This window comes from Streptomyces sp. HSS9-12, from assembly GCF_054963655.1.
On the sequence record NZ_JBUEGC010000060.1, the window covers coordinates 15,159 to 35,783 of the forward strand.

Sequence of the window (20,625 nt, forward strand, 5' to 3'; positions counted from 1 at the left end):
ACGCCCTCGGTCAGACGCCTGCGCCGACCAGCGAGTTGATCCGCTGCGGGTCACCGCACACGATCAGCAGCACACCGGCCTTGGCCATCGCGGCGGGCAGCGCGCGAGCGGCGGCGTCATCCGTACCGCCGTTGACGGCGACGACCACGACCGCACGTCCGGCGGCGCGCCCGGCGACCGCGGCGTCGGCGTCGGCGTAGAAGACATCGTCGCGGGCGTCGTGCTGCGCCCAGTACGACGCCTCGCCGAAGGACAGTTCGTGCGCGGCCCACGGGTGCTGGTCACCCGTGGTCAGCACGAGGATGTCGCTCGGTGCGCGGCCGGAGTCCAGCAGCAGGTCCACCGCCTCTTCGGCGGCGTCCAGCGCGCCCTCCGCGGAGGCGGGGATCAGCTGGATCTGCGGGCCGGAGGAGGAAGGTGCAGCCTTGGCGGCGTCACGCGAACCACGCTGGGACGGCGTCGACGCGCCACCGCGGGAAGGGCCGGGGCGGCCGGGCCGCATCGACCCCGGACGGGGGCCGGGACCGGGAACGGGACGAGGGGTCGACGCGGCACGGCCAGGGGCCGGAGTTGCGCGGGGACCCGGGACACTCTCGTGAATCTGAGGCTCCTCGGGGATGAGAGGCATGAGCTGATGTCTATCAAACGTGGGTGCGGTACGCATCATCGGGGCGGGTTGGATCCGGGTTCGGCCGCTCAGAAGTCGAACAGGTCAAGCCCCAGCTGCTCTCCGGATTCCAACGGGTCCGCCGGCCCGCTCCGCACCCGTTTGAGGTGCCGCCAGCGCGGCAGCGCGTCCATATAGGCCCAGGAGACTCTGTGGTGCACGGTGGGCCCCAGCCTCTCCAGCGCCGCCTTGTGCACGGGCGTGGGGTAACCGACGTTCTCCGCGAAGCCGAAGTCCACGTGTTCGGGGCTCAGTTGGGCCATCATCGCGTCCCGACGCACTTTGGCGATCACCGAAGCGGCGGCCACCGCGACGCACGACTGGTCTCCCTTGATGACGGTGCGGACCTTCCAGGGCGTACCCAGGTAGTCGTGCTTGCCGTCCAGAATGATCGCGTCGGGCCGCACCGGGAGTGCCTCCAGCGCCCGTACCGCGGCCTGGCGCAGGGCTGCTGTCATCCCCAGGTCGTCGATCTCCTGAGGCGAGGAGTGACCAAGGGCGTAGGCGGTGACCCACCCCTCCAAATGCGCGGCCAGCGCCGTGCGGTGCTCGCGGCTGAGCAGTTTGGAGTCCGTCAGCCCCTCCGGAGGCCGGCGCAGACCCGTTATGGCCGCGCAGACGGTGACCGGGCCGGCCCAGGCGCCACGACCGACCTCATCCACACCGGCGACGATCCTGGCACCGGTGGTGGCGCGCAGTGAGCGCTCGACGCGATGGGTAGGCGGTTCGTAGGGCATGGCGTACACAGAGTACGCCGCCACGGCCGGTCGGCGGCAGGCGGGTTCAGGTGAAGTCCGGTCACAGCGGCGGCAGCAGGATTCTGGTCGAGGAACCTGGATGATCTCCTCTTCGCGACGTTCGCTGCCGCACACCTTCGAGCCGTACGTCATCAGCACGGGCACAGCATCGGCCACGAGGTTCCCGGTGACGTGCGGGCGTACGTCACCGCGCTCGATTCCGCGGCGCACGACTTCTCCGACGAGCTGTTTGCCCGGCGGGGCAGCGCCGTTGCGGATCAGGCCGAGGGATCGCTCGTCGGCTGTGCTGTCGCATTCGTGAAGAACCGAGCGCAGCGCGAATCCCGGCCCCAGGCGGGCGCGCGGAAGCCGGGATCGCCTGACCTGGTCAGTACGGCTCGCGCTCGGCTCCGTACAGCCCGGCAAGGCCGCACGGGTCGCGGCTGACGGAAATCGGCCGCTGCCGCAGCAGCCTGCGGGCCCGGGACTCACCAAGGCTCGTGGCGTACCACGGCTCATCACCGGATCCCAGCCTGCTCCGTATGTCCCCGAGGGCACAGGAGCGTTGGGGCTCCGGCAGCCGGTCGAGCGCGGGGACCGCGTCGGCCGAGAGCTCCCGGAGGTACTCGAGGTCGATCTTGCCGGTCTGCTGATAGCGATGGACGTTCTGCCGGGCCACCAGTGCGTCGGGGGAAACCAGCCCGAAGGCGAGGACCGCGGCTGCCGCGCTCCCCGCCACGGCGCGGGGCAGCCATCGGCCACCGAGGACACCCGCTGCCATGATCAGCACGATGACCAGGCCGAGCCACAGTTCGATTCCCGCCACGGACACTCTCAGCCGGGTCAGGCCATAGGCACCGACGTACAGCTCCATGCGCCGCAGCGCCGAAGCGACCACGACGAGCGTGAGGGCGCACAGCGTGCCGAGGACGGCGCGCACGAGGGAGCGGTCGCGCTGTGCGCCGCGTGGTGCCCAGCGCAGCGCGAAGGCGATGACGACGAGCGTGAGGAGGGTCGCGCAGAGCAGTTGCCAGAATCCCTGGCGGGCGTATTGCGCGTACGTCAGCCCGGTCTCGCTGAGCACCTTGTCGTAGCCGCCGAAGAGCACGGCGAGTTGGACGGCGATGAAGGCAGCGAACAGGACGTTGAGAACGATCAGCGGCAGTGCCCACTCAAGACGTCCGCGGGGGCGTCCGGGCGCGACCTCGATCCGGTCCCAGCGCAGCGGAGCGGCGGCCGTCCGGGCCGCGGCGATCGCGCCCAGCAGGCCCAGGACGAAGAAGACGGCACGGACCGGGCCGTCGGCGATGGACACATCAGGTACCAGGTCACCGAGGAGACCGGCGAAAGCGGCATCGGCGCCCGCGAACAGCGCACCGAAGACAGCGAGAAGCACAACGGCGACGCCGGCCGTACGAACCACCGGCCACCAGCGGTCACGGCTCCCGTCGGCACGCTCTCGTACACCCTGCCAGGCCCAGCGGGCTCCTGGGGGCACAGCCCCGAGCACACCGATGGACCCCAGCAGCGTGCCCTGCCAGGTCCGAGTGCCATGCAAGGCGAGGGAGCCGAGGCCGAGGGCGGCGCAGATCGCCAGAAAGCTGGGCCAGCCGGCATCGCGCAGCGCCGGCACAGCGAGCAGGGCGAGCGCGCCCAGGCCGCAGGCGATGGCCCACGTGCTGATCCGGCGGCCCGCCTCACGGCCCGCGAAGGTCGCGGCGAGAAGTGCCGGGACCGAGATGAGCAGAAGGTTGATCCCCATTCCCTCTCCGAGGAGCAGGGCGCTCACGGTCGCGGTCACCAGTGCCGCCCACAACGTTGCGGGGCGGATGGTGGCCGGCGGATCGGGACGTACGGCGATCAGCCACCGCGGCGGCGGAGGCGGGCCGGGGCGCCACGGCCCTGCGCTGTAGGGCGAAGGCTGCGGATGGACACGAGCGCCGGGTGGCGCCGGGACAGCGTCCTGTCTTTCCTCGGCACGCTCCCGCTTCTGCGGTTCCGTCCGCTCGTCCGGTTCTGGAGCCGTAGGCGGTGTGTCGGTCACGGGACCCCCTCCCGACCGGGCCGGCTCAGCGCTCGGCAGTGCGGCGACCAGGCCCGGTGTCTCATCGGCGTGCACCGGTCAAGATCGGCGCGACAGCGTGGCCGTCAGGGTAGGCCCGGTTCGGGGCAGAGACCCGTTCTGTCGCAGCCACAAGACGCGTCTGTGGCACGTTCGTGACAGAAGCCACCCAGGGGTCAAGTCGCCGGGGCTGGGGTCCACTCCGGAAGAGGTTCGGTGCGTTCCAGCCAGTCCTGCGGCGGAGCGCCGGCTTCCGCGGCGGCGACGATTCCACCCACGATCGCGCAGGTGGTGTCCACATCGCCCCCTACCTGGACCGTGGTCCAGATCGCCTGCGCGTAATCCCCGAGATGGCGGGCCGCTGCCCAGAGCGTGAAGGGCACGGTGTCATGGGCGCTGGTACGGCGGCCGCACCCGAGCACAGCGGCGACCGTGGTCGCGTCACCGTAGTCGAGCATGTCGCGGGCGCGGCGCAGGCCTGCCTGCACGGCGCTGCGCGGCACGAGCTCGATCACCCTGTCCATCAGTGCTTCCGGTCCCCCACAGCCGGCCGGGTCCGCCACCAGAGCCGCCGCGGCGGCAACGGCCATGGCTCCGGTCACCGCCTCGCGGTGCTGATGCGTGGTGTACGCCGAGATCTCCGCCTGGTGGGCGGCCTGCTCCGGATCGCCCGCGTACCAGGCGCCGAGGGGAGCGATGCGCATCGCCGCACCGTTCCCCCAGGATCCCTGCCCCTTGAACAGCCCGGACGCCAGATCGCGCCAGTCGACGCCCTGGCGGATCTTCCGCAGCATCTGGTTCACGGCCGGTCCGTAGCCCCGGTCGAAGTCGTGGTGCTCGGCGAAGGACCGGGCGAGCGCGTCCTGGTCGATGCGGCCGTGCTCGACCAGAACGGCCAGCACCGAGCAGGCCATTTCGGTGTCGTCCGTCCACTGCCAGATGCCGGGCGGCAGCTCACGCCGCTTGAGCGCGGGATAGTTCGACGGCACGAAGAACTGGGAGCCCAGGGCATCACCAACGGCCAGCCCGCGCAGGCTCGCGAGGGCACGGGCACGGGCACGGCGTCGAGTGCGGCGGGGGTCTGCGGTCATATCGCTCCGACTCTAACCCGTGGCGGCGTACGCCCCAGGCGTCGCCCAGGCCGCCGCGCGCCGCCACTCGCCCCTGCGCCCGCAGCCGGTCCGCGGCCTAGTGCCGCGTCAGCCAGGGTTTGCCCCGCTCGCCGCCCTGGCACGGCCATCTGCTGCGTTGCCCGATCGACCGAATAGGCCCACTACGAGGCCGATCCGGCGCCTGCAGCTGACCGCACCAGGTCACCTCGCTACCGGGCAAACCCTGGCTGACGCGGCACCAGCAGCTGGTCCGGTCTGGACGGGGACGATCGCATGGGCCGGACCGCGCCTGCCGCCGCCGTACATCTCGTCTCCGGAGGCAGCCGCGGTGGATGGTGGCCTCCGACGTACGGACGGGTCGGCGCCGCCGACCCTCGCAGTGGCCTCAGACCGCCCAGGACGGTTCGAGCTGAACCACGTCACCCGCGAGCGCGGAAACATCGGCCTCGATCTGCGTTCGCAGGGCCAGCCGCTCCACCCGCTCGGCCCGGTATTTCCCGTGCTCCGCCGCCGAATCCCACAGGGACAGCACCAGGAACTCGCTCCCGGGCGCCTCCCCGAACGTTCCGCGCAGCATGCCGGGCGACCCTGCCATCGCCGGGTTCCAGACCTTCTCCTGCATCAGGATGAAGTGCTCCACTCGGTCGGCCCGGACACGGCAGTGGGCCACGCGCGCCACGTCCGCGTCCGCGAAGAACGGCTGGAAGCCGACCTTCACATCGAATCGATGCTCAAAGAGCCGCACTTGGGCGTCCTTGAACGTCCCCGACTGCGCGGCAGCGAGCCGGTCGTGCGACCGCGCCATGAAGGAGTCGTAGAACGCCCGGCTCTCCCAGAAGGCGAAGAGGTGCACGACGCCGGGCCGCAACCGACTCCATCCCCCGCCTTGCCCCCGGAACCCCGGCTCGCCGAGTAGCCCCGCCCATTTTCGCTGCCCCCGCTCGAAACCTCGGCGGTCCACCACGGTGCAGCGAATCCACTTGACCAGCACCGCGCCATCGTACGGCCCTGGGCGTGTTGTGCATCACGCCGTCTCGGCGAGCGCCCGCCGCAGCTCCTCGGCGTCCGCCTCGGGCAGCTCACACCGAAGTCGCGGAGCAGCACAGCAGGCAACTGGCCTGGTGGAACACTTGCTGTTCAGCGACCGGACCGGCGGGGCGCGCGACCGACAGCTGCGCGCCCCGCAGGCTGCGGCGCACGCCGTCCTCGGTCCGCTTCACCACCACGCGTGAGGTGAACGGCGACCGCGTCACAGCGATGAGAGGGGCCGACCTAATGGCCGGCCCCTCTCATCGGTCACTCATGGATCAGCGGTGTCAGCTGCAGCCGCTGGTCGAACCGCACCCCTCGCACAGGTAGCAGCTGCCCGCACGGCGCATCTTCGTGCCGCAGGAGAAGCACAGTGGAGCGTCGGCGTTCAGGCCGAGCTGCATCTCCACCAGCTCCGTGGAGCTGTGGGCCTCCTTCGGCGCCGGCACAGCTGCTGCCGCGTCCGCCTTCGGCACCGCTGTGGCCTTCGGGGTCTCGACGTGGCGCGGAGCGGACTGCGCGAGTCCTTCCACATCCACCTCGTCGTCGGCCGACTCGTAGGAACCGGTCTCCAGGTGGCGCTGGCGCTCCTCGGCGGAGTGGATGCCAAGCGCTGAGCGGGTCTCGAACGGCAGGAAGTCCAGCGCCAGGCGGCGGAAGATGTAGTCGACGATCGACTGGGCCATCCGCACGTCCGGGTCGTCCGTCATACCGGCGGGCTCGAAGCGCATGTTGGTGAACTTCGAGACGTAGGTCTCCAGCGGCACGCCGTACTGCAGACCGACGGACACGGCGATCGAGAAGGCGTCCATCATGCCCGCGAGGGTCGAGCCCTGCTTGGACATCTTGAGGAAGACCTCACCGAGACCGTCGTCCGGGTAGGAGTTGGCGGTCATGTACCCCTCGGCGCCGCCCACCGTGAAGGAGGTGGTGATGCCGGGACGTCCCTTCGGCAGGCGCCTGCGGACCGGGCGGTACTCGACCACCTTCTCCGCCACCGGCTCGGCCTTCTCTTCCTTCTTCTTGGCCGACAGCGGCTGGCCGACCTTGGAGCCCTCGACATAGACCGCCAGCGCCTTGAGGCCGAGCTTCCACCCCTGGAGGTAGATCTCTTCGACGTCCTCGACGGTGCTTGTAGCGGGCATGTTCACGGTCTTGGAAATCGCGCCCGACAGGAACGGCTGGGCCGCTGCCATCATCCGCACGTGGCCCATCGGCGAGATGGAGCGCTCGCCCATAGCGCAGTCGAAGACCTCGTAGTGCTCCGGCTTCAGGCCGGGGGCATCGATGACGTTGCCGTGCTCGGCGATGTGGGCGACGATCGCCTCCACCTGCTCCGGCTGGTAGCCGAGCCGCTTGAGCGCCTTCGGGACCGTGTTGTTCACGATCTGCATCGAGCCGCCGCCGACGAGCTTCTTGAACTTCACCAGGGCCAGGTCGGGCTCGACGCCGGTGGTGTCGCAGTCCATCATCAGGCCGATGGTGCCGGTCGGCGCGAGCACCGATGCCTGCGCGTTGCGGAAACCGTTCTGCTCGCCCAGGCGAACGACGTCCTGCCAGGCCTCGGTGGCCGCCGCCCAGACCGGGGTGTCCAGGTCGTCCATGCGCTTGGCGGCGGCGTTCGCGTCAGCGTGCTGCTTCATGACGCGCTTGTGGGCATCGGCGTTGCGGGCGTATCCGTCGTACGGGCCGACGACCGCGGCCAGCTCGGCGGAGCGCTTGTACGAGGTGCCGGTCATCAGCGAGGTGATGGCGCCGGCCAGCGCCCGGCCGCCGTCGGAGTCGTACGCGTGGCCGGTGGCCATCAGCAGCGCGCCGAGGTTGGCGTAGCCGATGCCGAGCTGGCGGAACGCGCGGGTGGTCTCGGCGATCTTCTCCGTCGGGAAGTCCGCGAAGCAGATGGAGATGTCCATCGCGGTGATGACCAGCTCGACGACCTTGGCGAAGCGCTCGGCGTCGAACGACTGGTTGCCCTGGTCGTCGTCGCGCAGGAACTTCATCAGGTTCAGCGAGGCGAGGTTGCACGAGGAGTTGTCCAGGTGCATGTACTCGCTGCACGGGTTGGAGGCGGTGATCCGGCCCGTCTCCGGCGAGGTGTGCCAGTGGTTGATGGTGTCGTCGTACTGGATGCCCGGGTCGGCGCAGGCCCAGGCGGCCTCGGCCATCTTGCGGAACAGCACCTTGGCGTCGACCTCCTCGATGACCTCACCGGTCAGGCGGGCGCGCAGGCCGAACTTCCCGCCCTTCTCCACGGCCCTCATGAACTCGTCGTTCACGCGGACCGAGTTGTTGGCGTTCTGGTACTGGACGGAGGTGATGTCGTCACCGCCCAGGTCCATGTCGAAGCCCGCGTCGCGCAGGGCGCGGATCTTCTCCTCCTCCTTCACCTTGGTGTCGATGAAGGCCTCGACGTCCGGGTGGTCGACGTCGAGCACGACCATCTTGGCCGCGCGGCGAGTCGCGCCACCCGACTTGATCGTTCCTGCGGAGGCGTCGGCGCCGCGCATGAAGGACACCGGACCGGAGGCGTTGCCGCCGGAGGAGAGCAGCTCCTTGGAGGAACGGATGCGGGAGAGGTTGAGGCCGGCGCCGGAGCCGCCCTTGAAGATCATCCCCTCTTCCTTGTACCAGTCGAGGATCGACTCCATGGAGTCGTCGACCGAGAGGATGAAGCAGGCGGAGACCTGCTGCGGCTGCTTGGTGCCGACGTTGAACCACACCGGCGAGTTGAAGCTGAAGATCTGGTGCAGCAGCGCGTAGGTCAGCTCGTGCTCGAAGATCTCGGCGTCCGCCGGGGAGGCGAAGTAGCCATGCTTCTCACCGGCCTTGCGGTACGTCTTGACCACGCGGTCGATGAGCTGCTTCAGGCTGGACTCGCGCTCAGGCGAGCCCACCGCGCCACGGAAGTACTTGCTGGCGACGATGTTGACCGCGTTCACGGACCAGAAGTCGGGGAACTCGACGCCACGCTGCTCGAAGTTGATCGAGCCGTCACGCCAGTTGGTCATGACGACGTCACGGCGCTCCCAGACCACCTCGTCGTACGGATGCACGCCGGGGGTGGTGTGGATGCGCTCGATGCGCAGCCCCTTGCCCGCCTTGCTGCCCTTGGCGCGGGAGCCTCGTGCCGGGCCGCTCGTCGTCTCTGTCATGCCGCCTCCCTGTACGGGCAAAAACGCCCTGATGTGCCCTTTTTCTTCCCGTGGCACGGTGTCTGTCTGCTGCCCGAGCGCTCAGCGAGCGCCGGGCGGGTGGTGTACGCCGCTCAGCCGGCGGCGGCCGCCCGGGCGGGGACCTCACGGCCCCCGGCGTTCCGGTCGGCATCTGCTGGGGGCCGTCGGCCGCGCAGCTCCGCGATCGCGGCCTCGAAGTCCTCGAGCGAGTCGAACGCCCGGTACACGGACGCGAACCGCAGGTACGCGACCAGATCGAGCTCCTGGAGCGGCCCGAGTATGGCGAGCCCGACGTCATGGGTGGACAGCTCGGCGCTGCCGGTGGCGCGCACCGCTTCCTCGACCCGCTGGCCGAGCTTGGCGAGGGCGTCTTCGGTGACCGGGCGGCCCTGGCAGGCCTTGCGCACGCCGGAGATGACCTTGTCGCGGCTGAAGGGCTCGGTGACCCCGCTTCGCTTGATCACCATGAGCGATGCGGTCTCCACCGTCGTGAAACGACGGGAGCAATCGGGGCACTGACGACGCCTGCGAATGGAGGTTCCGTCGTCGGTGGTCCGGCTGTCCACGACCCGGCTGTCAGGGTGCCGGCAGAAGGGGCAATGCATGATCCCCACCCTTCCTCGACCCTCGAATTGTCGTACGACACAGCACGGCTGTACGGCTTCGCTGGGCACCCGAACGGCCCACCGAAGCAGCCTCAAGCATAGGCGATTCCCGCAGCCATGGCAGACCCAGGACCACAACTTGTAGGTAGCCGCAGCCCATGAAACCACTAGATCTGGTAGTCGAGGGCTAAACACGCCGAGCGCGTGTCGCTCTGCCGCAGCGCCCATGAGAGTACGTGAAGGGGTCGGAGCGCCATTCGGCGGGGCCGGGGTGCAACACTGGGTGACGGCGCCGAAACGCTCCCCGCATGCCAGCCGGCGGGCAGGGCCAGACGGCGGCATGCGAGCCACCCCATCAACCCCTGCCCCATACACCCGACAGCTTGATCACGTCAGACAAAGCGCGAATTTTCACTCGAACGTGTGTTTGGCGCAACCTTTCGAAAGCAACTACCGTTGTCCCACTAGGGAGAACATCTCGAGAGGGGCCGACGTGACCACCACCGCAGACAGCGCCACCATCACCGTCCAGGACCGCTCCCAGCACCGACTCGACCAGACGCACACGATGAATGAGACAGCCACGAACCCCGAGGGGCAGAAGCCCACGCGCTCGCTGCCCGGCCGGCCTCCCGGAATCCGGGCCGACAGCTCGGGCCTCACCGACCGGCAGCGCCGGGTCATCGAAGTGATCCGGGACTCCGTGCAGCGTCGTGGCTACCCACCGTCCATGCGGGAGATCGGCCAGGCCGTGGGGCTGTCCAGCACCTCGTCCGTCGCCCACCAGCTCATGGCCCTCGAACGCAAGGGCTTCCTGCGCCGCGACCCGCACCGGCCGCGGGCGTACGAGGTGCGCGGCTCGGACGGCCCGACGAGCCAGCCGTCCGACACGACAGGCAAGCCGGCCGCGTCGTACGTGCCGCTGGTCGGCCGGATCGCGGCCGGTGGCCCGATCCTCGCCGAGGAGTCGGTGGAGGACGTCTTCCCGCTCCCCCGCCAGCTGGTGGGTGACGGCGAGCTGTTCGTCCTCAAGGTGGTCGGCGACTCGATGGTCGAGGCCGCCATCTGCGATGGCGACTGGGTGGCGGTGCGCCGCCAGCCGGTGGCCGAGAACGGCGACATCGTCGCGGCCATGCTCGAGGGCGAAGCCACGGTGAAGCGCTTCAAGCGCGAGGACGGCCATGTGTGGCTGCTGCCGCACAACTCTGCGTACCAGCCGATCCCCGGCGACGAGGCGACGATCCTCGGCAAGGTGGTGGCGGTGCTGCGGCGGGTCTGACGAACCCCCTCACGACCGGGCCCCGGGACCACTGCGCCGGTTCCGGGGCCCAGCTGTGCGTACGTACGACCGTCCGTCCGCTTACGCACCATCCGCGCGGGCGGCTGCGTCGATCGCCGCCAGCGACCGGCGTACCTGATTGCGGTCGGTGGTGTACCAGAAGTCGGGCATGGAGGCGCGCAGAAAGCTCCCGTACCGAGCGGTGGCCAGTCGCGGGTCGAGGACGGCGACCACGCCGCGATCACCGGAAGCCCGTACCAGGCGGCCCGCGCCCTGCGCCATCAGCAGCGCGGCGTGCGTCGCCGCGACGGCCATGAAGCCATTGCCTCCGCTCTCCTCCACGGCCTTCTGCCGGGCACTCATCAGCGGGTCGTCAGGCCGCGGGAAGGGAATGCGGTCCATCACCACCAGTTGGCAGCTCGGGCCGGGCACATCGACGCCCTGCCACAGCGACAAGGTGCCGAAGAGGCAGGTACGGGCATCGGCGGCGAAGGCACGGATCAGCTCGCCGAGGGTCTCCTCCCCCTGCAGCAGAATCGGCATATCAAGCCGTCCACGCAGGGCCTCCGCCGCTGCCTGGGCGCCTCGCATCGACGAGAACAGGCCCAGGGTCCGGCCGCCGGCGGCCTCGACCAGCTCAGACAGCTCATCCAGCATGTCGGTGCGGTTGCCCTCACGGCCCGGCTGCGTCAGATGCCTGGCGACGTAGAGGATGCCCTGCTTGGGATAGTCGAAGGGCGAGCCGACATCGAGGCCCTTCCATCGGGGGGTGGGGTCCCCGGTCTCGTTGGCGTCACGGTCAGTGGCTTCCGCGTTGGCCTCGCCGTCCGCCCTCTCCGGTGACAGGCCCAGGGACGCCGCTACGCCGTTGAAGTCCCCGCCCAGCTTCAGGGTCGCGGAGGTGAGCACGACGGACCGCTCCGCGAAGAGCTTTTCCCGCAGCAGACCGGACACGGTCAGCGGTGCAACGCGCAGCGAGGCGCCGAACCGGTCGTGCCGCTCGTACCAGACAACGTCGTATTCGGATCCGCCTGCGATGCGCTCGGCGACGGCGTGGATGTTCTCGACCGAGGCGAGAGCCTGCTTGCGAACGGCGTCCTCGTCCTGGACGGAGGCGTCCCGGGTGTTCCCGAGGGCGGTGATGACCGTGCGCGCAGCGTCGCGGAGGGACATCAGGGCGTAGCCAAGGTCTTCCGGAATCTCCTCCAGCCGGCCTGGAAGCGCCAGCTCCATCAGCCGCTCGAAACTCTCCGCGGCGGTCTGGAGGGCGTCGGCCGCCTTCTCGTTGACGAGTTTGGCGGCGCGGCGCACGGCGCGGTTGACCGATCCCGGGGTGAGCTCGCCGGTGGCAACCCCGGTGACCCGCGAGACGAGTTCGTGTGCCTCGTCGATGACGAGGACCTCATGGCTGGGCAGCACCGGGGCGCCCTCGATCGCGTCGATCGCGAGCAGAGCGTGGTTGGTGACCACGACATCGGCGAGCTTGGCCCGCTCCCGAGCGGCCTCGGCGAAGCACTCGGCGCCGTATGCGCATTTCGACGCCCCCAGGCACTCGCGCGAGGTGACCGAGACCTGCGACCAGGCACGGTCCGACACACCAGGGGTCAGGTTGTCCCGGTCCCCTGTCTCCGTCTCGTCGGCCCAGTCGCGCAGCCGCAGCAGGTCCCTGCCGAGCTTGCTGCTGGGCACGGCGGACTCGAAGGGATCGAAGAGGCCGTCCTCGTCGTCCTGCGGTACGCCCTCGTGAAGGCGGTGCAGACACAGGTAGTTCGAGCGGCCCTTGAGCATGGCGAACTCCGGGCGACGGCGCAGCAGCGGGTGCAGCGCCTCGACCGTGCGGGGCAGGTCGCGCTCGACGAGCTGTCGCTGCAGCGCGAGCGTGGCGGTCGCTATGACGACGCGCTCACCGTGCGCCAGCGCCGGCACGAGATAGCCAAGGGACTTGCCCGTGCCGGTGCCCGCCTGGACCAGTAGGTGGGAACCGTCGTCCACGGCCTCGGCGACGGCTTGGGCCATGGCGACCTGGCCGGGCCGCTCGGTGCCGCCCACGGCGGTGACGGCGGCGTGCAGCAGGTCGGTGAGGGGAGGCTTCGTCATAGCGTCACCAACCCTAAGGGGCGCCACTGACATCGTCCGCCGTCACCGGTGGTGGAGCGGGTTCCGGACGGTGCCGTGGACAGCCGCGTGGGGGCGTTCGGGCCGGTCGCGGTAGCCGTCGAGGAAGAGCCGGTTGCGGTTGAGGCACAGCCGCTCGATACGGGGTGTGAACAGGTCGAAGGTCTCGAACCGGTCCTTGAGCTCGGGGAAGCGGGCGTGATGGCGCTGGATCTCGGCGCGCACGAGCGACCAGAACTCGGCTTCCGGTAATCCGAGGTGTTCGTCGCACAGCGGGGCGAGGTAGCGGAAGACCCCGACGAACAGGCCGGAGTGGATGAACTGGGTGAGGAAGGAGGGCGGCTCGGTGAGCAGGACGGCTCGTATGTCGTCGGGCATGCCGGCGTGCTCGGGCAGGGGCTCGGCGCTGATGTTGATGTCGTCGACGAAGTCCTTGACGGCCAGGCGCACCGGGACGTCCTGGTCGTCGAAGACCACGATGGCGTTCTCGCCGTGCGGGGAGAAGACGGTGCCGTAGCGGTAGAGGAAGTGCAGCAGTGGCGGCAGTAGCGCGGCGAAGAGGTGGCTCAGCCAGGCGGCCGGCTGGAGGCCTGAGCGGCAGACGAGTTCGGCGGTGAAGGATCGTCCCTGCGGGTCGGTGTGGAGCAGGGCGGCGAGCGTACGGGCCCGCTCACCGGGGCCGAGCTGGGCGGCGAGGGGCTCGCGCCAGATGCAGCCGAGGAGTTCGCGGTACTGGTAGGGGACGCCCGGCAGCCGGTCGTAGAGGGGATGCTCCACGGTGACCGAGGCGGTCTCGCCGAGCAGGATTACCCGGGTCTCGTCACGGAGGTAGTCGTCGCGGTCGCGCAGGGCGTGGACCCAGCTGGTGACCGCGGGCGCGGCGAGGGTGCGCTCGGTCGGCAGCCCCCGCCACACCAGGGTGTTGAGGACGGAGAGCGGGAGTTTGACGGTACGGGCGCGGGGGCGGCTGACGTTGAGGAGGGTGCGGATGGACTGTTGCGGCAGTCGCAGATCACCGTCCGTGGGCAGGGGGATGATCGTCGCGTCGGCGAGATTCGGGGCGAAGAGCGTGGCGATGCTCTCGTCCCACTGCCAGGGGTGGACGGGAAGCCAGAGGTAGTCGGCGGGGTCGCGGGCGTGGTCGGCGACGGTACGGGCGAAGGCCGTGCGGGTGTCGCCGGTGAGTTCCTGGTCGTAGAGCCGGTCGGGGGTGGCGAGGCCGGGGACGCCGCGGTAGTGGGCGAGGTCGCGGTGGACGGCGAGCCAGGGCAGGCGTTGGGGGGTGCGGGCCTCGGGGGCCCAGCGGGCGGCGTCGGTGGCGGAGAAGCCGAGGCGGCCCTTGTTGGTGACAATCCAGGGGTGGCCGGTCTGGTGGCCCTCGAGGTCGGCGTAGTCGAGGTCGGCGAGTTCCGGGGCGCTCAGGGCGGTGCTGTGGAGGCGGATGTCGGCGGCGAGGGTGGCGGTGAGTTCGCGGATGAGATGGCCGGTCGTGTCGCCGGTGAGGCCGAGGACGGTGTCGTGGGTCTGGGCGAGGAATTCCAGGGGGTCGGCGGACGGGGTGATCGACTCGGGGTCGACACGCCAGTGCCCGTAGGCGCCGCGCCGGGCGCGGAACCGGTAGGTGAGGCCGCCGTTGACCTGGAGTCGGTAGGCGTGGGGCGCGTCCCCGTCGTGCTCGGGAGTGATCACTTCTTCGTACGCGAACTCGGCGAGCATCTTGGCGAGCAGGCGGCGTGCTGCCTCGGGCCACGCCGCTTGGCGCTGCTGAGGTGACGGACGCAAGGTCTGGGCTCCTCGGATGGGAACGGAATCGGGCCGAGCGGTGTAGAGAGAGCAGAGGAAAGAACGTGTGGGCCGGGGGATCGGCCCTCGCCGCTCATGGCTTACAGGAGGTGCCGGATGGCACGGTCGCGGATCATCAGGGCTGCCCGCTTGTCGGGGAGGTCGATCTCGGCGCAGAAGCGGAAGCCCGCGCCCAGAAAGGCGGCTACGGAGGGAATGTTGCGCAGGTCCGGCTCCGCGATGACCCGGCTGCACGATGGCCGGTTGTCGAGAACCAGGTCCGAGACCGCGCGGAGCAGGGATGTACCCAGGCCTCGGCCGCGGTCTGCGACGGCGCCGATGAGCAGATGGAGACCGGTGTCATGCGGCAGGGCCGGGTAGTGGCGGGCGATCGGGTCGAGATCGGCGCGGTAGACCTCCCAGTAGCTCATGGGGGTTCCGTTGAGGACGCCGAGGCACGGCACACTTCGGCCGTCTCCTTCCAGCTGGGTGCGGAGGTGGGCGGCGGCGGTCTCTCGGGGGCCGTCGAGGCCCCAGAAGGCCGCTACCGCCGGGTCGTTCATCCAGTGCGTGATGAGCGCCAGGTCGCGGTCGATGCGAACGGGGATCAACTGCAAGGTGCCGCCGCGGAGGGTGACCGGGGCCCAGTCGGCGATGCCGTCGAGCAGATCCGGGCGGGTTGGCTGCGCGTGCGTGTCGGCGCGGGCCAGCGCGGTGCGCTCCTCGGCGATCAGCGCGGCAAGTTCCTCCGACAGCCGCAGGTCGAGGGTGTCGTCGGTGCTCGAATCGGTGCCGGATGCGGTGCTGGAGTCGGTGGGGGGCACGGCGACGCTCTCCTCTCAGGGGTGGTGTGGGGCCCAGAGATCGGGTGGGCCGCATGGAGGTGGTGGGTTCCATAGGCTTGGGTGTCAGGCGGCCGATGTGACAAGGGGGTTGGCGATCGTCACGTAGACGGACTGGGTGTCGACCGGGCCGACCAGCTCGTCGAGGCCGTGCAGGCGCGTCAGAAGGTTGGCCTTACAGCGCAAGGTTGGGGATTCGAGGAGCAGGGCCGGCAGCGGTGATCCCGCTGCGGCCGGGCCAGTCGCGGCTTCTGAGAGGAACCGGCGGAAGGCCGCGAGAAGGACACGCTCGTCGGCGAGCCGCTGTGCGCCAAACGCCCCAACCAGTCCCAGGACGTTGTTGATGCCGACGTAGTACGCGAAGCGTTCGTCGACGACGCCGTCGCTGACGAAGGTGTCGCTTTCGACTCCGATCCCGGGCAGCCTGCGGTCGAGTGCGGCCCTGCAGGACTCACGGAAGTAGTAGCCCTGGTTGTCGCGGTAGCGGCCACCGACCGGCCAGCCCTCGGAGTCGAGGATCACCAGAGTGTTCTGCTGGTGGGCCTCGAGGGCGATGCCGGCCTGGCCGTCCAGCCACAGCACGGGCCTGATGACGGATTCGAGGTAGCGCAGGAACCACTCGGCCGCGACCGCGCCGACGGGCCGGCCGGTGTGTGCGGCGAGCCGCGCGACGACCTGGGAGAGACGGGAACGCATGACGGGGGTCGCTTCGGGGGCCTGCGCTCCGGGCCAGGGGCGGAGGGAGGTGAGACCGGCGATGCACACGGCGTCGTCGCTGGGGCCGAAGGGGTTGTGGCGGATCATCACGTCGACGCCGGGCAGCGGTGCGCCGTCCTGTCCGGAGGCGGCGAGCCAGGCCGGGTCTCGGACGATGTCGAAGCGCGGGTGGACCCGCTGCCACTCATCGGCCAGTCCGCTGCACAGCAGCCGGTGCACGTCCACACCGCGCCGTAGCTCCTTGCGGAGGTTCTCGCGGCGGGAGTTGGTGATCCGCAGGCTCAGCGAGAGCTTGAGCATCGCGGGTGCACCAGGGCGGTGGACGGTGCGTACGGAGGAGGTGGGGTACCAGGGTTCGCCGTGGGGGCCCAGGTCGTGCAGGAGGCCTGCGTCGAGGAGTGCGGCGACGGCCGGCCGGTGGCGGATCTCGCGGGCCTGCCAGGGGTGAAGGGGCAACAGCACGGTGCCGGCAGGGGGCTGGAGACCGTCACCTGCCAGCCTCCTCACCAGATGCTCGGCCGCCACGGTGCGGCCGCACTCGGTCCAGGCCGAGTCGGTGGCCAGCACCGCCCGGTCGACGGCCAGCCAGTGCAGAGGGAAGGAGCCGCGCATCTCGGGAGAGTAGGCGCGGGATTCGGCGTCGGGGAGCCCTTCGCGGCTCTTGGGAGTGGGGTGAAGCGGATGGCCGAGAACCAGGGACTGCTCAGCATCGAGGAAGAGATCACCAGCAAGAGGTACGGATGGACGGGCTCTGCGGTCGGCGATGAACTCGGCGGTGCGGCGTACGGAGTCGGCGACGCGGCTTACGAGTTCGGTGCCGTCCCCGCCGTTGCCCTCGGAGGTGTGTGCAGCCTCGCGGCTGAGCAGCGCGGCGAGGGTGACGGCATCCACGGCGGGAGCGTTCGCCGGCGCACCTTCCAGAACAGGGGGACCGAAGCGATGCCATCCGGTGGGCGACCAGTAGCGCACGGGGACCAGCAGGGCGGTGCCGTGGGCCGCGAGGGCGATCCTCAGCGTGTTCCCCATGGGGGGCGGAATTTCGGTTTCCCGGGCCCAGCAGCGCAGCAGGTTCTCGACGGTCGCGGCGTCCGCCACGACGTGGGGATCAGGGTGTTCCAGCAGGTCGGGAGCCTGGGGGCAGGCCTCGATGGGGTCGGCCTGGCGCGGCAGGGTGGGCTCGACGGCGGTCGCTGGGGCCTGGCGGCCAGAGCGTGCGTTCATGATCTCTTAGGCGCGCTCACTCCCGGCGGTGGGGCCGCGGGGGAGGCGCCTCCCTCCTTCGTCGGATGGCTGGGCATGGGTGGCCTGCGGCGGTTCGCGAGTCGCGGGGACGTATCCGCTCCTCACCGGCTCGGGCGAACTGGGCTCTTGCGGGGCGTGCCATGCGCCCGATGTGCCACCGCCGCCTCATCGCCGCTGAGCTCCGAGCGCCGACTGTGGCAGGTGAGCAGCCGCTCGGCCTCGGCCTTCCTTCCGGCCACAGCTCCGGGCAGCAGCTGTAACGGCATCGCTCAGGCGGTCGAGCACTGCCTCGGCCTGCTCGTCGGTGATGGTGAGCGGCGGCAGGAGGCGGACCACACTGGAGTGACGGCCGCCGAGTTCGACGATCAGCCCGCGCCGCAGACACTCCCGCTGGACCGACGCAGCGAGCCCTGGGGCAGCCGGACGGGCGCCCGCACGCCTGCCCGCGTCTCCCGCCACAGTCCGCCCTGCATCGGCAGTGCCATCGGCGACAGCACCGGCGGCAGTGCAACCGGTGGCGGCTACGGGACCGTCTTCCGCCTCGGTGTCGACGAGTTCCACACCGATCATGAGGCCCCGCCCGCGGACATCGCCGATACACGGCTGCCGGATGGCGAGTTCTCGCAGTCGCCCCAGCATTCGCTCGCCGAGTGCGGCAGCGCGCGCCGCGAGGCCGTTCTCCCGGACGTACGCCAAAGTGGCGGCGCCCGCGGCCATGGCCAGTTGGTTGCCTCTGAAGGTGCCCGAGTGCGCCCCGGGCTGCCAGGTGTCGAGATCCTCGTGGTAGACCACGACCGCCAGGGGCAGACTGCCACCGATCGCCTTCGACAGAACCATCACGTCCGGCAGGATGCCGCTGCGCTCGACCGCCCAGAAGGTGCCCGTACGGCCGACCCCCGTCTGCACCTCGTCCGCGATGAGCGGGATGCCGCGCGCGGCAGTGAGTTCGCGCATCTGTCGCAGCCACCCATCAGGCGCGGGAATGACGCCGCCCTCGCCCTGCACCGGCTCGACGATCATCCCGGCAGGGGGCCGCACCCCACCCTTGGGGTCGTCGAGAAGATTCTCGGTCCACCGGGCGGACAGTTCGGCACCCCGCTCACCGCCAACTCCGAACGGGCAGCGATAGTCATAGGGGTACGGCAGTCGCGTCACGCGCACTTCCGGCGCGCCACCCGACACGTCGAGCGCCCCTGCCGTCATGCCGTGGTACGCCCCCGAGAAGGCGAGCAGCCCGGTGCGTCCGGTGGCTGTCCGTACCAGCTTCAGCGCGGCCTCCACCGCGTCCGTGCCCGCCGGGCCGCAGAACTGCACCCGCACCCGGTCCGCCAGTTGGCCCGGCAGGGTCTGGAAGAGCTCGGTGGTGAAAGCGTCCTTGACCGGCGTTGCCAGATCCAGCGCGTGCAGCGGTGCCCCCGAGTCCAGGACGGACCGGATGGCTTCCAGGATCACGGGGTGGTTGTGGCCCAGCGCCAACGACCCTGCTCCGGAAAGGCAGTCGAGGTAGCGGCGCCCGTCCGCACCTTCGATGGTCAGTCCGCGCGCGCGCACCGGCACGACGGGGAGCGAACGCGCATACGTGCGCGCCGCGGACTCGCGCAGGGACTGCCGCCGCAGGATTCCCTCCACGGCGTCAGCGGAGCCTTCTCCCCTGACCGCTGGGTCCAAGGCGCCCTCCTCGTGCCGCGCCTTCGGCGGAGACTGGGTCACGGTCACTGCTGATCGCTCCTCCAGATGAACGCTGCTCGGCTGTCCCCCGTACGTACCAACGACGCCGCGAGCTGCTGATCACGGGCAATCGGAAGATCCTTGGCGGCCCATGCGGCGGAACCGTGACCCGCTCGGGGCCGTCCCCAACTGCACCGGCATAGTTGGTCCTTGCGCCGTTCCTCGGTGCACATGACAAATCCATTGCGGTACGAATACACCCAGGGGGAGTTCCACACATGCCATCGATACGCCCGCCGGCCGCCGGCCGCCGCTCCCGGTGGGGCGCGCTGCGCGTCCGAGGGTCCGGGTCGGCTCTGACCGCCGCAGCACTCACCGCGGTGCTCGCGGTGACAGCGACCGCGTGCGGCCCGACGGACGACACCGCCGGCGACAAGCCCAGCGCCCCCGCGCAGCTGCCGGACAAGGACCTGAAGCTCCCCGACGACTGGCAGGAGCGTCTGAAGGAACACGGCGTCGACCTGGACAAGTGGAAGAACGGGGAGTGGAAGAACTGGGACCGGAAGGAATGGCTGCGCGAGGCCGGCGACTTCATCAACCCGATCATCGAGGGCCTGTGGAAGCCTGAGCGCATGGGTCAGGCGGAGGAGCCGCAGAAGACGGTTCCCGCCGACGTCTCCGGCGACCAGGGAGTCACCGACCCCGAGCCGCGGCCCGTCCGGGCCGAGGCCGTGGGCACGCCTTACCACAACAATGCGGCCCCGGTCGGCAAGGTCTTCTTCGACGGCCCCGAAGGCTCGATGGTCTGCTCCGCCACGGTTGTGAAGGACCCGGCGCACCCCGGCAAGTCCAACCTGGTCTGGACGGCGGGCCACTGTGTGCACGCGGGCAAGGAGGGTGGCTGGTACCGCAACATCGCCTTCGTTCCGTCCTTCAATGACAACGCCATTCCGGCCGATCAGTTGAAGCACACTCCGCGCGAGCGGGTCGCTCCGTTCGGCGTCTGGTGGGCCGACTGGATCTCCACGTCTGACCAGTGGATTGCGCAGGGCTCGGCCACGGGCGGCAACGGTGCGCCGTACGATTTCGCGGTGCTGCATGTGAAGCCGGAAACGGGCAGTGGCGCCAAGTCCCTGGAGGAGACCGTCGGGGCCGCCCTGCCGGTCGACTTCAATGCCGCTCCGGTGAAGAGCATCGAGAGGATGGGCGCCTGGGGCTACCCAGCCGCGCCGCCGTTCGACGGCACCAAGATGTTCTCCTGCGTCGACAAGCCGGGCCGGCTCTCGCTGTTCGCCTCGCAGCCGACCATGTACCGCATCGGTTGCACCATGACCGGTGGTTCGTCCGGCGGTGGCTGGTTCGCCAAGGGGCCGGATGGCAAGCCCGCCCTGGTGTCCAACACCTCCATCGGTCCCACGACGGCCACCTGGCTGGCGGGTCCGCACCTCGGCGCGGAAGCGAAGGGTGTGTACGAGGCGGTCAGCAAGAAGTTCGCCAACTAGTCCCAATGCCAGTGACTTAACGACCGCCGAAGGGCCTGCCCGACGATGTTTCCGCACGTCAGAGCCCCAAAGAGCGTGTTAAGTCACTGGCAT

The 20,625-nt window shown here is 70.0% G+C and carries 14 protein-coding genes; 2 read left to right on the forward strand and 12 right to left on the reverse strand.

Annotation, left to right across the window (positions count from 1 at the left end; translation table 11 throughout):
- Positions 1 to 10: 10 nt before the first annotated feature.
- The 7 genes from ACY34J_RS25355 to nrdR all read right to left on the reverse strand — a co-directional run bounded on the left by ACY34J_RS25355 (position 11) and on the right by nrdR (position 9,385).
- Positions 11 to 628, reverse strand: a complete 618-nt coding sequence (locus ACY34J_RS25355) for a hypothetical protein (RefSeq protein WP_462728933.1) — start codon at positions 626 to 628, stop codon at positions 11 to 13.
- Positions 629 to 696: 68 nt separating this feature from the next.
- Positions 697 to 1,404, reverse strand: a complete 708-nt coding sequence (locus ACY34J_RS25360) for a ribonuclease HII (RefSeq protein WP_462728932.1) — start codon at positions 1,402 to 1,404, stop codon at positions 697 to 699.
- A gap of 388 nt (positions 1,405 to 1,792) precedes the next feature.
- Entirely contained in the window at positions 1,793 to 3,205 is a 1,413-nt protein-coding gene (locus tag ACY34J_RS25365; RefSeq protein WP_462728931.1) for a DUF4153 domain-containing protein, read from the reverse strand.
- A gap of 437 nt (positions 3,206 to 3,642) precedes the next feature.
- Positions 3,643 to 4,557 carry an ADP-ribosylglycohydrolase family protein gene (locus ACY34J_RS25370; protein WP_462728930.1) on the reverse strand — a complete coding sequence of 305 codons (915 nt, stop codon included), beginning with the start codon at positions 4,555 to 4,557 and terminating at the stop codon, positions 3,643 to 3,645.
- Positions 4,558 to 4,963: 406 nt separating this feature from the next.
- The gene (locus tag ACY34J_RS25375; RefSeq protein ID WP_462728929.1) at positions 4,964 to 5,569 is read right to left on the reverse strand and encodes a YdbC family protein; all 606 of its coding nucleotides are present in this window, start codon (positions 5,567 to 5,569) and stop codon (positions 4,964 to 4,966) included.
- 325 nt (positions 5,570 to 5,894) lie between these two features.
- Positions 5,895 to 8,759, reverse strand: a complete 2,865-nt coding sequence (locus ACY34J_RS25380) for a vitamin B12-dependent ribonucleotide reductase (protein WP_462728928.1) — start codon at positions 8,757 to 8,759, stop codon at positions 5,895 to 5,897.
- 113 nt (positions 8,760 to 8,872) lie between these two features.
- Positions 8,873 to 9,385 carry a transcriptional regulator NrdR gene (gene nrdR, locus ACY34J_RS25385; protein ID WP_462728927.1) on the reverse strand — a complete coding sequence of 171 codons (513 nt, stop codon included), beginning with the start codon at positions 9,383 to 9,385 and terminating at the stop codon, positions 8,873 to 8,875.
- Between the two features lie 493 nt (positions 9,386 to 9,878).
- Between nrdR and lexA the strand changes: the two genes are divergently transcribed.
- Positions 9,879 to 10,664 (forward strand): transcriptional repressor LexA, encoded by a 786-nt coding sequence (lexA, locus tag ACY34J_RS25390; protein ID WP_462728926.1) that lies wholly within the window; start codon positions 9,879 to 9,881, stop codon positions 10,662 to 10,664.
- 81 nt (positions 10,665 to 10,745) lie between these two features.
- On the opposite strand, the gene ACY34J_RS25395 is transcribed toward lexA, so the two are convergent.
- The 5 genes from ACY34J_RS25395 to ACY34J_RS25415 all read right to left on the reverse strand — a co-directional run bounded on the left by ACY34J_RS25395 (position 10,746) and on the right by ACY34J_RS25415 (position 19,030).
- On the reverse strand, positions 10,746 to 12,761 hold the full coding sequence (locus ACY34J_RS25395; protein ID WP_462728925.1) for an ATP-dependent DNA helicase: 2,016 nt from the start codon (positions 12,759 to 12,761) through the stop codon (positions 10,746 to 10,748).
- 42 nt (positions 12,762 to 12,803) lie between these two features.
- Positions 12,804 to 14,561, reverse strand: a complete 1,758-nt coding sequence (locus ACY34J_RS25400; protein WP_462728924.1) for an IucA/IucC family protein — start codon at positions 14,559 to 14,561, stop codon at positions 12,804 to 12,806.
- 101 nt (positions 14,562 to 14,662) lie between these two features.
- Positions 14,663 to 15,385, reverse strand: a complete 723-nt coding sequence (locus tag ACY34J_RS25405; protein WP_462728923.1) for a GNAT family N-acetyltransferase — start codon at positions 15,383 to 15,385, stop codon at positions 14,663 to 14,665.
- A gap of 84 nt (positions 15,386 to 15,469) precedes the next feature.
- Complete coding sequence (locus ACY34J_RS25410) at positions 15,470 to 17,341, reverse strand: IucA/IucC family protein (protein WP_462728922.1); 1,872 nt, start codon at positions 17,339 to 17,341, stop codon at positions 15,470 to 15,472.
- A gap of 186 nt (positions 17,342 to 17,527) precedes the next feature.
- Entirely contained in the window at positions 17,528 to 19,030 is a 1,503-nt protein-coding gene (locus ACY34J_RS25415) for a diaminobutyrate--2-oxoglutarate transaminase family protein (protein ID WP_462728944.1), read from the reverse strand.
- Positions 19,031 to 19,308: 278 nt separating this feature from the next.
- On the opposite strand from ACY34J_RS25415, the gene ACY34J_RS25420 reads away from it, so the two are divergent.
- A complete protein-coding gene (locus ACY34J_RS25420; RefSeq protein WP_462728921.1) occupies positions 19,309 to 20,532 on the forward strand; it encodes a trypsin-like serine peptidase in 1,224 nt (407 codons plus the stop codon).
- Positions 20,533 to 20,625 lie beyond the last annotated feature (93 nt).